9 protein-coding genes are annotated in these 12,957 nt (G+C 64.4%); 5 read left to right on the top strand and 4 right to left on the bottom strand.

The features are described 5' to 3' along the window. Nucleotide 1: 1 nt before the first annotated feature. Entirely contained in the window at nt 2-1,594 is a 1,593-nt protein-coding gene (locus GGR23_RS00790) for a DHA2 family efflux MFS transporter permease subunit (RefSeq protein WP_183364205.1), read from the bottom strand. Nucleotides 1,595-1,720: 126 nt separating this feature from the next. After that, nucleotides 1,721-2,935, bottom strand: a complete 1,215-nt coding sequence (locus GGR23_RS00785) for an HlyD family secretion protein (protein WP_183364204.1) — start codon at nt 2,933-2,935, stop codon at nt 1,721-1,723. Nucleotides 2,936-3,071: 136 nt separating this feature from the next. On the opposite strand from GGR23_RS00785, the gene GGR23_RS00780 reads away from it, so the two are divergent. The 5 genes from GGR23_RS00780 to lysS all read left to right on the top strand — a co-directional run bounded on the left by GGR23_RS00780 (nt 3,072) and on the right by lysS (nt 9,716). Further along, nucleotides 3,072-3,749 carry a TetR/AcrR family transcriptional regulator gene (locus tag GGR23_RS00780; RefSeq protein WP_183364896.1) on the top strand — a complete coding sequence of 226 codons (678 nt, stop codon included), beginning with the start codon at nt 3,072-3,074 and terminating at the stop codon, nt 3,747-3,749. Between the two features lie 160 nt (nt 3,750-3,909). Next, nucleotides 3,910-4,653 carry a TerC family protein gene (locus GGR23_RS00775; RefSeq protein ID WP_183364203.1) on the top strand — a complete coding sequence of 248 codons (744 nt, stop codon included), beginning with the start codon at nt 3,910-3,912 and terminating at the stop codon, nt 4,651-4,653. A 189-nt stretch (nt 4,654-4,842) separates the two neighbouring features. Then, nucleotides 4,843-6,615: an SLC13 family permease gene (locus tag GGR23_RS00770; RefSeq protein WP_183364202.1), complete on the top strand. Its 1,773-nt coding sequence runs from the start codon at nt 4,843-4,845 to the stop codon at nt 6,613-6,615. 131 nt (nt 6,616-6,746) lie between these two features. Further along, entirely contained in the window at nt 6,747-8,204 is a 1,458-nt protein-coding gene (gene gltX / locus GGR23_RS00765) for a glutamate--tRNA ligase (RefSeq protein ID WP_183364201.1), read from the top strand. A 15-nt stretch (nt 8,205-8,219) separates the two neighbouring features. Then, a complete protein-coding gene (lysS, locus tag GGR23_RS00760) occupies nt 8,220-9,716 on the top strand; it encodes a lysine--tRNA ligase (RefSeq protein WP_183364200.1) in 1,497 nt (498 codons plus the stop codon). 85 nt (nt 9,717-9,801) lie between these two features. On the opposite strand, the gene GGR23_RS00755 is transcribed toward lysS, so the two are convergent. Both GGR23_RS00755 and GGR23_RS00750 read right to left on the bottom strand, forming a co-directional pair. Then, entirely contained in the window at nt 9,802-11,187 is a 1,386-nt protein-coding gene (locus GGR23_RS00755) for a hypothetical protein (RefSeq protein WP_183364198.1), read from the bottom strand. A 194-nt stretch (nt 11,188-11,381) separates the two neighbouring features. Continuing rightward, entirely contained in the window at nt 11,382-12,929 is a 1,548-nt protein-coding gene (locus GGR23_RS00750) for a trimethylamine methyltransferase family protein (RefSeq protein WP_183364197.1), read from the bottom strand. Nucleotides 12,930-12,957 lie beyond the last annotated feature (28 nt).

Below are 12,957 nucleotides of genomic sequence, written 5' to 3'. Positions count from 1 at the left end.
ATCAGTGGCCGGAGCCCCCTGCTCCCGCCGCCTTCGGCTTCTTCATCAGCGCGACCAGCAGCACGAGGGCGGCGAAGAGCACGGTGAGCCCCATGAAGATGTCGATGAAGGACAGGATCCAGCTCTGCTGGATGACCATGCCGTTCAGCTTCTTGAGCGCAACCGCGTTCCCGTCCAGCCCGTAGCTCTGGTAGTTGCCGGCCACAGATTTCAGCCAGTTGAGGGCTTCCTTGTTGGAGAAGTTGATATGCTCCGAGAGGCGGGCGAAATGCTCCTGCGAGCGGCTGGTGAGCTGCGTGTTGATGACCGCGAGCCCCACCGCACCGCCGAGGTTCCGGGTGAGGTTGAAGAGGCCGGAGGCGTTGCGGATCCGGTCGGGAGGCAGCGTTCCGAGCGCCAGGTTGTTGATCGGCACCATGCAGATCATCAGCGAGCAACCGCGCAGGATCTGGGGCACCAGAAGCTCGTAGAAGTCCCAGTCCGCCGTCAGGTGGCTCATCAGATAGGTGCCGCAGGCAAATCCCGTAAAGCCGAGAGCCATCATGAAGCGCGGATCGAAGCGGCTGGAAAGCGCCCCCGCCACGGGCGCCGTCATGAACATGGCGAGACCCGAGACGAACATGGTCTCACCGATCATGAGCGAATCGTAGCCGCGGATGCGCCCGAGATAGAGCGGATAGAGATAGGTGAGCCCGTAAAGGCCGATGCCCATGATGAAGGAGAAGATCGAGCCGACGGCGAAGTTCGTGTCCTTGAAGGCACGCAGATCCACCACCGGAAAGGCGCGGGTAAGCGCCCTGTAGAAGAAGAAGATCGCGCCGATGCTCATCACGACCGTGCCGATCACGATCTTGTCGTCGCTGAACCAGTCCTTGTTGTTGCCTTCCTCGAGCACATATTCGAGCGAGCCCAGGAAGACCGCCATGGAGGCAAGGCCCCACCAGTCGAATTTCTTGAAGAGCGAGAAATCGGGCTCGTCGAAATCGATCAGCGTCCAGGTCACCGCGGTGACGATGATGCCGGGAATGACGTTGATGAGGAACAGCCAGTGCCAGGAGAAGGCATGGCTGAGATAGCCGCCGACAGTCGGGCCGATGGTCGGCGCAAGCGTCGCCACGAGACCGATCAGAGGGGAGACGATCGGGCGCTTGGAGGCCGGGAAGATCGTGAAGGCCGCGGCAAAGACCGAAGGGATCATTCCCCCGCCGATGAAGCCCTGAATGGCGCGGTAGATGATCATCTGGTCGATGTTGGTGGCGGTCGCCGCCATCGCCGAGGCGAGGGTGAAGCCGGCGGCGGATACCGAGAACAGCACGCGCGTCGACACGATGCGCGCCAGCGTGCCCGAAAGCGGGATCATGATCACTTCCGCGATCAGATAGGCCGTCTGCACCCAGGCGATCTCGTCGGAACCGGCAGAAAGGCCCGCCTGGATCTCGGCAAGCGATGCCGAGACGATCTGGATGTCCAGGATCGCCATGAACATGCCGAACACCATGGCGAAGAAGGCGATGACCCGTTTCGGGTCCATGCGCTCGTCCTCGCGTGCCACGGCAACGGAGCCGGGTGCCTTCATCGTAGCTGTGGCCGCCATGGCCTGGCCTCACTCATTCCCGCCGAAGCCGGGCTCAACCCCGTCCGCTTCGCGACAAAGCCGAAACAATGGGGCGGCCCGCCATCCGACAAGCCGCCCGGAAACACTCCCCGTCAGCCGGTCCGCTCAGGGAGCCGTGCGGGTATCGACATCCACCACGACGCTCATGCCGGCCCGCAGATGGCCTTCCTTCAGCTTGTCGGCGGGGATGGCGATCCGAACCGGAATGCGCTGCACCACCTTGGTGAAGTTGCCGGTGGCGTTTTCGGCCGGCAGCATGGAGAAGACGGAACCCGAGGCCGGCGAAATCGAGGTCACCGTGCCGACCAGATCCTGGTCCTTGTAGGCGTCGACATGGATATGCACCCTGGAGCCCGGAACGATGCGCGCGACCTGCGTTTCCTTGAAGTTGGCCTCGATGAAGAGATCGCTGACCGGAACCAGAGCCGCAAGGCGGGCACCGGGCGAGACCAGGTCGCCTGCCTGCACGGACACATTGCCGATCACGCCGTCATAGGGGGCCTTCAGGGTGGTGAAGGAAAGATCCCGTTGCGCCTTCTCGAGCGCCAGTTCCATGGTGCGGATGGTGCTTTCGGCCTCGGCGCGCTGTGCATGCAGAAGGCCGATATTGGCCTTGGCAACCGCAATGGCCGCCTCGCCGGCATGGACGGAAGCATCGGCCTGGGCGAGCGTCACGTCGGCTGCATCCAGCGATGCCGCGCTGCTGACGGCACGGCTCGACAGCTCCTTGGCCCGGTTCTGGGTCAGGCGCGCGCCGCGCTGCTGGGCGATGTTGGCCTGCTGCTGGGCTTCCGCCTGCTTGAGCTGCGCCTCTGCGCCGACGATCTGCGCATCGATACGGTCGAGCGAGAGCTTGGCGGATGCAATCTGTGCCTTGGCCTGATCGGCCGCGATGCGGTAATCGCCGGAATCGAGCGTCACCAGAGGGTCGCCGGCCTTGACCGGCTGGTTCGCCACCACATGGACCTTTTCCACATAGCCGGACACCTTCGGCGAGATCGTCGCCATGTCACCCTGGATATAGGCATCGTCGGTCGACACCATGAAGCGGCCGTCGACCCAGTAATTGTAGCCATACCAGCCGCCGGCGCCGAGAAGCGCCAGCAGGATCACCGGCAGCACGAAGCCGCGGCGTTTCTTCTTGGCGGGCGCCGGTGCGGCCGCCGCCATGGGCGCGCGCTCCTCGGCCTCCACGGCGCGCGGAGCTTCTGCCTCCGGGGCCTGTGCGGCCGCGCCGACGTTCTCCTCGCCGGTCACGTCCGCCCGGGGCTCTTCGCTTTCGACCGCCCTGATCTTGCCTGCTCTGGTATTGGATGCCATCGTCGCGCCTGTTGAGAATCTATCGAACCGAACGGTTTGATTTGTGACATTGACATAGGGTCATTAAAGTTTCATATCAAGCGAAATCGAACCATCCGGTTCGAAAAGTTCTGATCAATGGTAAAGCATGTCTGATATGTCCTCCCCTGTGCCTGGCGCCGTGACCGTCTGCGCCGAACCCGCCGGCGTCGGACGACGGGCGGCGGGCGAGGATCCGCGCAAGCGCGACCAGATCCTCGAGGGGGCGAAGCGCGTCTTCATGAAGGCGGGCTTCGATGCCGCCACGATGAACGACATCACCCGCGAGGCGCAGGTTTCGAAGGGCACGATCTACGTCTACTTCAACAACAAGGAAGATCTCTTCGCCGCGCTCATAGAACGGGAAAGATCGCGGCTGGTTGCCTCCATGCGCAGCGCGCTGTCCGGCGACGGCTCCATCGAGGAAAACCTCACCAGTTTCGGAACCGCCCTTGCCACGCATGTGCTGAGCCCGGGCACCATCTATGCGATGCGCACGGTGATCGGCGTCATCGAGCGGATGCCGCAACTTGCCAACCGCTTCTTCACGACCGGTCCGGACAGCGTCCGCTCCGTCATCGAAACCTACCTTGCCAGCCAGGTGGAAGCCGGTCATGTCGAGCTGGACGACGTGCCGCTCGCCGCGATCCAGTTCATGGAGCTGTCGACCGCCGGGCTCTTCAAGCCTCGCCTCTTCGGCAAGCTCGACAAGGCCGTGCCGCGGGAGGAGATCGACCGCACCGTAGCCAGCGCCGTCAGGATGTTTCTTGCAACCTACGGCAAGCAAAGGGGATAAAGCGGGCTCCGCCTGCTTTGCAGGCAGGCGCGGACTGTGCTAAGCGCGCCTTCCCGACCAGGCTCGGAATCGGTATTCCGGTGGCTGACGCGGCCTATCGCGCAGACTGCGACAGGCCCGGTGCCGGGACCGAGAGCCGCCACGACAGGAGACGCCCCTCATGCAGGACATCGCCGCCCTTCTCCAGGACCCTTCCGCCTGGATTGCCCTCATCACCCTCATCGTCATGGAGGTGGTTCTCGGCATCGACAACCTGGTCTTCATTTCGATCCTGACCAACAAGCTGCCGCCCGAACAGCGCCGCCCGGCCCGCAACATCGGCATCGCCCTGGCGCTCATCCTCCGGCTTGCCCTGCTCGGCACCGCTGCCTGGATCGTCCACCTTACCGAACCGGTCTTCGAACTCTTCGGCCATGCCTTCTCCTGGAAGGATATGATCCTGATCGGCGGCGGTCTCTTCCTCGTGTGGAAGGCCACCAAGGAAATTCACCACAACGTGGACCCCGAAGAAAAGGGCGAGGACTTCATCGCAAGCTCGGCGAACAACACGCTGGCCTCCGCGATCGGCCAGATCCTCCTGCTCGACCTCGTCTTCTCCATCGACAGCATCATCACCGCGGTCGGCATGACGCCGCACCTGCCGATCATGGTCATCGCCGTCGTCTTCGCCGTGACGGTCATGCTCGTGGCCTCGGGTCCGCTGTCCGCCTTCATCGAGCGCAATCCCACCATCGTGATGCTGGCACTCGGCTTCCTGATGATGATCGGCATGACGCTCATTGCCGACGGCATGGGCTTCCATGTGCCCAAGGGCTACATCTACGCCGCCATGGCCTTCTCGGCGCTGGTCGAGATCCTCAACATGCTGGCGCGGCGCAAGAAGAAGAAGCCGACCGCCCACTGACGGCATCAGCCCGGTTCCGGCCCGAGCGTTACAGCTGGCCGGAACCTTTCTGCCCCTCGCGCATTCTGGCTCGGTGCCAATTCAAGGGGGGCTTGAGCACGCAGCCGGACGCATGCGTCCGGCAAGGCGGCGCATGCACTGCGGTGCAATCCTTGTCTGGCGCATCGGACAAGCAAGGATTGACATCGCATGACCCTTCCCCAAGCGCTCGCCTTCGGCGTCATCGCCCTGATGATGATCGCCTTCGTCGTGGAAAAGCTGCGCTATGACCTCGTGGCCGTCCTGTCCCTCCTGATCGCCGTCGGCGTGGGCATCGTTCCCTTCGAAAAGGCCTTCAGCGGTTTCAGTGACGACATCGTCATCATCGTCGCCAGCGCGCTGATTGTCAGTGCCGGCGTTGCCCGCTCCGGCGTGGTGGATCTCGCCATCAAGCGCTTCTTTCCGAACCTCTCCTCCTTCCACGCGCAGCTGGCGCTTCTCGTGGGGGTCGTGACGATCCTCTCCGCGTTCATCAAGAACATCGGCGCCCTGGCCATCATGATGCCGGTCGCCTTCCAGTTTGCGAAGAAGTCCGGGCGCTCCCCCTCCCGCTACCTGATGCCGATGGCCTTTGCGGCCCTTCTCGGCGGGCTGATGACGCAGATCGGCACCTCGCCCAACATCGTGGTCTCGCGCCTGCGGGCAGAGTTCGGCGGCGAACCCTTCACCATGTTCGACTTCACCCCCGTCGGCGCGATTCTCGCCGGGATCGGCTTCCTCTTCCTGCTGCTGTTCAACCGGCTTGTCCCGACACGTACCGCCCAGGGCGGATCGCTGAACGAGACGCTTGAGAACGAGACCTACTCGGCGGAGGCCATCGTGGCCGAGCAGAGCCCGATGAACGGCCGCGAGCTGCGCGAGGTGCTGTCGCTCGGCGACGGGGAGGTGATCGCCACCGGCGTGCTGCGCGGCGTTTCGCGCAGGGCCCCCTTCCCGGACCTCACACTCAAGGCCGGGGATACGCTGCTGCTCGAGGGCCCGCCGGCCGCACTGGACCGGCTGGTCGCGGGCGCAAGGCTGACCATTCCTGCCGCCAATGCCTCGGGACAGGCGAGCCCGGCGGGCGACCTTGCCGCCATCGAGGTATCGGTATCGGTCAATTCCGGTCTCATCGGCGTCTCTGCACGGGAGATCGCCCTTCTCAACAATTACGGCATCAGCCTGCTGGCGATAAACCGGCAGGGCCAGCGCCTTTCGGACCGCACCGCCGACATCACCATCCGAGCCGGCGACCTCCTGCTTCTCCAGGGCACGCGGCGCAGCCTTCCGGGCTTCCTGCAGGATTTCGGCCTGCTGCCGCTTGCGGAACGGGCAATCCTGCTCGGCACCCCGCGCAACGTGTGGGTCCCGCTGGCCATTCTCGGGCTCGCGATGATCGTGACCGCCTTCGGCTGGGTGCCTGTGCCGGTCGCCTTCTTTGCCGCGGCGGTGATGATGGTGGTCTTCCGCGAGCTGCCGCTTGCCGACGTCTACAAGTCGGTCGACGGGCCGATCCTCGTGATGCTCGCCGCGCTCATTCCCGTCAGCGACAGCCTGAGAACCACCGGAGCAACCGACCTGATTGCCCACTGGCTGGGCAGCGTGGCCTCCGGTCTTCCGGCCTATGGCGCGCTGGCGATCCTGCTCGTCACGACGATGGCGGTGACCCCCTTTCTCAACAATGCCGCGACCGTGCTTGTGATGGGACCCATTGCGGCGAGCTTCGCGACCGAACTCGACTACCGGCCGGAGGCCTTTCTCATGGCCGTCGCGATCGGCGCGGCCTGCGACTTTCTCACCCCCATCGGCCACCAGTGCAACACGCTGGTCATGGGTCCGGGCGGCTACCGCTTCAGCGATTACGCCCGCCTCGGCCTGCCGCTCTCGCTCATGATCAGCGCTGCAAGCATACCGGCGCTTCTCTGGGTATGGCCGATCCATTAGTGCCTTTTGCTTGACGGACCGGGCTGAATATGGCCTAAGGCCAGACCTATCCTGAATGAACGAGGGCGGCCCGCCAGCGCATGGCGCGCGAGCACCGGCACCGACCCTTCACCGCAGCACGGGCAAGCATCATGACCACTTCCGGCGTCCGCGTACGCATTGCACCTTCTCCCACCGGCGAACCGCATGTCGGCACCGCCTATATCGCGCTGTTCAACTACCTCTTCGCCAAGAAGCACGGTGGCGAGTTCATCCTGCGCATCGAGGATACGGACGCGACCCGCTCCACGCCGGAATTCGAGCAGAAGGTGCTGGACGCCCTGAAATGGTGCGGACTGAAATGGTCGGAAGGCCCCGATGTCGGCGGCCCCTACGGCCCCTACCGCCAGTCCGACCGCAAGGAGATCTACCGTCCCTTCGTCGAGAAGATGGTCAAGGACGGACACGCCTTCTGCTGCTTCTGCACGCCCGAGCGGCTGGAGAAGATGCGCGAGGACCAGCGCGCGGCCGGCAAGCCGCCGAAATATGACGGCCTCTGCCTGAACCTGAAGGCCGAGGAAGTGACGGCGCGCATGGCCGCCGGCGAACCCCATGTCGTGCGCATGAAGATCCCCACCGAAGGTTCGTGCAAGTTCGTCGACGGCGTCTACGGCGAAGTGGAAATCCCGTGGGATGCGGTCGACATGCAGGTGCTGCTCAAGGCCGACGGCATGCCGACCTACCACATGGCAAACGTGGTCGACGACCACCTGATGAAGATCACCCATGTGGCGCGCGGCGAAGAATGGCTCGCCTCCGTGCCGAAGCACATCCTCATCTACCAGTATCTCGGGCTCAAGCCGCCGGTCTTCATGCATCTCTCGCTGATGCGCAATGCCGACAAGTCGAAGCTTTCCAAGCGCAAGAACCCGACCTCGATTTCCTATTATTCCGCGCTCGGCTATCTGCCGGAAGCGCTGATGAATTTCCTCGGCCTGTTCTTCATCCAGATCGCCGAGGGCGAAGAGCTTCTGACCATGGACGAGCTTGCCGAGAAGTTCGATCCGGAAAACCTCTCCAAGGCCGGCGCGATCTTCGACATCCAGAAGCTCGACTGGCTGAACGGCCGCTGGATCCGCGAGGCGATCACGGAAGAAAGCTTCCTCGCCCGCGTGCTGGAGTGGGCATCCGAGAACGACCGCCTGAAGGAAGGCCTGAAGCTGTCGCGCTCGCGCATCACCAAGCTCGGCGAACTGCCCGATCTTGCCGGCTTCCTGCTGAAGTCGGAGCTCGGCCTGACGGCTGCCGATTTCGCCAAGGTGAAGTCGACGCCGGAAGAGCTGCACGAGATCCTCTCGACCGTTCAGGCCGATCTCGAGAAGATGCCGGAATGGACCGTCGCCTCCATCGAGGCGGAACTGCGCGCTGTCGCAGACCGGCTCGGCAAGAAGCTGAAGGTCGTCGTCGCGCCGCTCTTCGTCGCGGTCACCGGCAGCTCGCGCTCGCTGCCGCTCTTCGACAGCATGGCGCTGCTCGGCCGCTCGGTCGTGCGCCAGCGGCTGAAGCTCGCCATCCAGATCGCCGCCTCCATGGTCGGCCCGAAGAACTGATTTCAGGACGCGAAGATGACTGAAAAGACCACCGAAACCGCCCTTTCTTCCGATGCGACGGAAGTGCGCCGCCAGAAGCTTCAGCTGCTGCGCGAGCAGATCGGCGACGTTTATCCCGCCCATTTCCACCGCACGATCACCAATGCGGAGCTGGCGGAGAAATATGCCGGGCTGGAGCCGGACACCGAATCCGGCGACATCGTGACGGTCGCAGGCCGCGTCTATTCCTCGCGCAACTCCGGCATGTTCATGGACATCCACGACGCCTCGGGCAAGATCCAGATCTTCTCGCACAAGGACACGACGCCGGAAGCCGCGCGTGCGCTTCTGCCGATGATCGATCTCGGCGACATCATCGGCGTCACGGGTGCCGTCCGCCGCACCAAGCGCGGCGAGCTGACCATCAACGCCCATGAAATCACCATGCTGACCAAGACGCTTCTTCCCATGCCGGAGAAGTATCACGGTCTCGCCGACATCGAGCTTCGCTACCGCAAGCGCCACCTCGACATCCTCACCAACGAGGAATCGAAGCTGCGCTTCCAGCAGCGCTCGAAGATCGTCTCGGGCATTCGCCGCTTCATGGAGAACGACGGCTTCATGGAAGTCGAGACGCCCATGCTGCACTCCGTCTATGGCGGCGCGACGGCCGAGCCCTTCAAGACGCACCACAACACGCTGAAGCTCGACATGTACCTGCGCATCGCGCCGGAGCTGTTCCTGAAGCGCACGCTGGTTTCGGGCCTCACCGACAAGGTCTTCGAGATCAACCGCAACTTCCGCAACGAGGGCGTGTCCACAAGGCACAATCCCGAGTTCACCATGATGGAATGCTACTGGGCCTATGCCGATTACGAGGACATCATGGACCTCGTGGAGCGCCTGTTCGAGGAACTGGCGGTGAAGATCCACGGCTCTCCCGAATTCACCTATGGCGACAAGCAGATCTCCTTCAAGGGTCCCTTCCGCCGCGTGCCCATGCCGCAGGCGGTGCTCGAGCAGACCGGCATCGACTTCCTCGCCATCAAGTCGGACGAGGAAGCCCGCGCCGCCGCAAAGGCCAAGGGCTTCGAGGTGGAGAAGGACGCAACCTGGGGCGAATGCCTCGCCTTCATCTTCGAGGAAACGGTCGAGGGCTCGCTCATCCAGCCTTCGCATGTCACCCATTTCCCGAAGGACATCTCCCCCTTCGCCAAGGAAGTGCCGGGCGAGCCGCGCCTCGTCGAGCGCTTCGAGACCTATTGCAACGGCTGGGAAATCGGCAACGCCTTCTCCGAGCTCAACGATCCTGTCGAGCAGCGGGCCCGCATGGTCGAGCAGCTGACCCAGGCCCATTCCCGCGGCGAGAAGGAAAAGCAGCTGGACGACGAGTTCCTCGATGCCATGGACCAGGGCATGCCGCCGGCCGGTGGCCTCGGGATCGGCGTCGACCGCCTGATCATGCTGCTCACCAATGCGCCGTCGATCCGCGACGTCATCCTCTTCCCGGCGCGGCGCCAGAAGGCGGACTGATTACCCGCGGCCCACGGGCGAACGAAAAAGACCGGCGGAGCGATCCGCCGGTCTTTTCTTTTGTTCGTCCTGCCGTCGCGGCCCGTCAGCCGTGCGGCTGTTCGGGCTCCTCGGCCTTTGCCTCGCCCTCCGGCGCATGACCTGCGCCAGGCTTTACAGGTTCGCCTGCCGCATGGCCGGCGCCCTCGCCCCCGGCAGGCGGCGGCGGAGATGCCTCCTTTGCCTGCTCCCCGTGGCCCTGGGGCGCGGGCGCGTGGGCGGCGTCTGACTGTGCGGCATCTTCCGCGGGCGCGGCATGCTCAGCCCCGGCTTTCTGACTGGCCGGCGCCGCAGTCCCGTGCCCTTCCGCAGGGGCCTGCTTTGCCGCATGGTCCGTGCCTTCCGGCGCAGCCGCACCGTGGCCCTCGCCTTCGGGAGCGGCATGGCCTTCCTCCGCCGTGGCGTGTGCTGCGGATGCGCCTTCGCCGGCAGGTGCTTCGTGGCCCGCGGAGACCTCCTCGGGGGTTTCCGCCGGAGCAGCATCTCCATGGCCGGTCTCGGCGGGCTGCGCGTCGGCGGGCTTCGCCTCGCCGTGGTCGGCGCCGCCCTCGGCCGGCTGTTCTGCGGCCGGCTTTTCTTCGGCCTGCTCCTCGGCAGGCTTTTCTTCGCCCGCCGCGGCGCCCTCGGCCTTTCCGCCTTCGGCGCCATGACCTTCCGCGGGCTTGGCTTCGCCACCGCCTTCGGCAGGCGCAGCACCGGACTCGTGGCCGCCTTCGCCACCTTCGCCTTCGGGCGCCTTGGCGGCCTCGTGTCCACCGCCTTCGCCACCCTCGCCACCTTCGGCAGGCTTGGCCGCCTCGCCATGCCCGCCACCTTCCGCCTTGCCGCCCTCGCCTTCGGCGGTTGCAGCGCCTTCCGGCGCCGGCGGATCGATGCAATCGGTGCGTTCGGGCAGAGATGCGATGATGTGATGCGCCTCGTCTTCGGGCAGCTTCATCTTCGTGCCGTAGAATTCGCCGGTCGCGTTGGCGAGGCTGTCCACATAGCTCGCCTGGAGCACGGGGATATCGCCCAGGCTGGCGAGCTTTTCCGGATGCGGCACGTAGATGACGTCCGCGCCGATGGCATGGCCGTTCATGTCGGAGCGCTTGTCGGGACCGTTTTCCGCCAGCACCACGATCTGGACCAGATCGGGCTTCTCCTTCTCGTAGACGGCGGCGGCCACCCGCAAGGCCGTCTTGACGCGGGTCAGGCCATCCGCGGATTCGGTGCGGATGAACTTGCGCAGCCAGAGCTGATGGTCCCGCCGGTCCTTGTAGACCTGCACGGCGGTGCATTCGAGCCCGGAATGATCCTCCTCGGGTGGCCCGAGCAGCTTGTCCTTGCCGATATAGACGGCGGTTGCACCCGCGACGCCGCCCAGAAGCAGGACGCCACACAGGATGATCACCAGTTTCCGGGAAAACCGGAAGATTCGCAGGGAGATCTTCACGCTCTCTGCTCCGCCATGGCCCACTCCACTCGATACAACAGGGGTCCGCTACATCCTATGGCAGCAGCGTTTCGGAAAGTTTAAACATACCAATGATGTTTTATATCAATCCCACGGATACGGCCGGCGTAAAAAAGCCGCGTGGAAACCCACGCGGCCAGTAGACCGGATCCAAGGGGGGAGCCCGATCCGGATCAGCAATAAATCTGGAATTTCTGCCGGATGGCGGCATCCACCTCGGGATCGATGAGCGTCGGGGCGCATTCGGAGAGAATGCGGTTCTTCCGCTCGATGGCCTTCTGCACGAGATCGGGGCGGCCGATTTCGACCCATTCCTTCGGGCTCGTCCGGTCGGCGACCGCGGGGTAGACATACTCCGTCTGCATGACGCTGAGGGTTTCCGTATGGCCGAGATAGTGGCCGGGACCCTCGAGGCAGACCGAACGGATGGTTTCCACCGACAGGCTGTCCTCGGAGAAATCGATGCCGCGGATGCAGCGCTGCACCTGACCCAGCATGTCGTCGCCGAGAACGAGGCTTTCGAGGCAGAAACCCAGCAGCGAGGCATGCATGCCGACGGCCTCGTAGACCATGTTCAGACCGGAAAGGCCGGCCATCACGTTGGAGATCGCCTGTTCCCAGCCCGCCTGCATGTCGGGCAGCTTGCTGTCTGCGATGCCGGCGGCGGCACCACCCGGCAGATCGTAGAAGCGGTGCATCTGGGCACATCCGGCCGTCAGCAGCGCCTGTTCGCCCGAACCGCCGGACATCGCGCCGGTCCTGAGATCCGAGACGAAGGGCCAGGTGCCGAAGATCGCCGGGAAGCCGGGGCTCATCGCATTGACATAGACCACGCCCGCCAGGCATTCCGCGACCGCCTGGACGATTGCCGTGCCGAGGGGCGCGGGCGCCGTCGCACCCGCCTGTCCGGCAGAAAGCAGCAGCACAGGCATGCCCGCCCGGATGCAGTTTTCCATCGCGACGCAGCTTTCCTCGGCAAACTTCATCGGCGGTACGACAAAGCAGTTGGAATTGGACACGAATGGGCGCGCGCGCCACTTGTCCTCGCCACCGGCGATCATGTGCAGCATCTCCATGCACCCCTTCACATGGGAGGGATCGGAGAAGCTGGTGCCCACGTGCTTCGTGGTGCCGGCACAGCAGGCATAGAGCGTGTTGGCATCCATCATGAAATTGTCCGGCACGTCACGGCACACCATGCTGCGCTGGAAGAAATGGATGTTGTCCAGATGATGGACGAGGCGGGCGGCGTTGAGCAGGTCGACGGAGGTGGATTCGCGATACTCCCGTTTCTCCACGTCCACCACATGCACGGCAGCACCCGCGGTGCCGAAATGCACCTTGCTGCCGCTGAGATGAAGGTCGTATTTCTCCTCGCGGCCGTGAAGGGTGATGTTGCGGGCAGCCTTTGCCAGCATGTCCTCGACCAGCGCGCGCGGGAAGCGCAGGCGCCCGTCCTCTCCGAGGATCGCGCCGGCCCCCGTCATGATCTCGATGCCGGATTTCGGGGCATTCGAAAGCCCGATCTCTTCCAGCGCAGCGAGCGCGGCATTGTGGATGCGGTTGACCTGCTGGTCGGTCAGCGGGCGATACTGCCCGCCGGACAGGCCGGGGCGGATCGGCCGGATGTTATCCGCCAGCGGTGCGGAACGGACGGCGATACGGCCGGCGCGACCACCGGATCTGCGCTTCGGCGCGGATTCTGCTTCAGCCAGGGACATCAGACTTCATCTCCTCAATCGCCGGCGC

Origin of the sequence: Gellertiella hungarica, from assembly GCF_014197145.1 — a bacterium.
Taxonomy (GTDB): domain Bacteria; phylum Pseudomonadota; class Alphaproteobacteria; order Rhizobiales; family Rhizobiaceae; genus Gellertiella; species Gellertiella hungarica.
The sequence above is the reverse complement of the archived record's forward strand: the minus strand, read 5'-3'. Positions and strand labels throughout refer to the sequence as shown.

Excerpts from the sequence above, each read along its gene's own strand:
- GGR23_RS00790 (WP_183364205.1), bottom strand. The coding sequence starts at position 1,594 with ATGGCGGCCACAGCTACGATGAAGGCACCCGGCTCCGTTGCCGTGGCA.
- gltX (WP_183364201.1), top strand. The coding sequence starts at position 6,747 with ATGACCACTTCCGGCGTCCGCGTACGCATTGCACCTTCTCCCACCGGC.
- lysS (WP_183364200.1), top strand. The coding sequence starts at position 8,220 with ATGACTGAAAAGACCACCGAAACCGCCCTTTCTTCCGATGCGACGGAA.
- GGR23_RS00775 (WP_183364203.1), top strand. The coding sequence starts at position 3,910 with ATGCAGGACATCGCCGCCCTTCTCCAGGACCCTTCCGCCTGGATTGCC.
- GGR23_RS00750 (WP_183364197.1), bottom strand. The coding sequence starts at position 12,929 with ATGTCCCTGGCTGAAGCAGAATCCGCGCCGAAGCGCAGATCCGGTGGT.
- GGR23_RS00770 (WP_183364202.1), top strand. The coding sequence starts at position 4,843 with ATGACCCTTCCCCAAGCGCTCGCCTTCGGCGTCATCGCCCTGATGATG.
- GGR23_RS00785 (WP_183364204.1), bottom strand. The coding sequence starts at position 2,935 with ATGGCATCCAATACCAGAGCAGGCAAGATCAGGGCGGTCGAAAGCGAA.
- GGR23_RS00780 (WP_183364896.1), top strand. The coding sequence starts at position 3,072 with ATGTCCTCCCCTGTGCCTGGCGCCGTGACCGTCTGCGCCGAACCCGCC.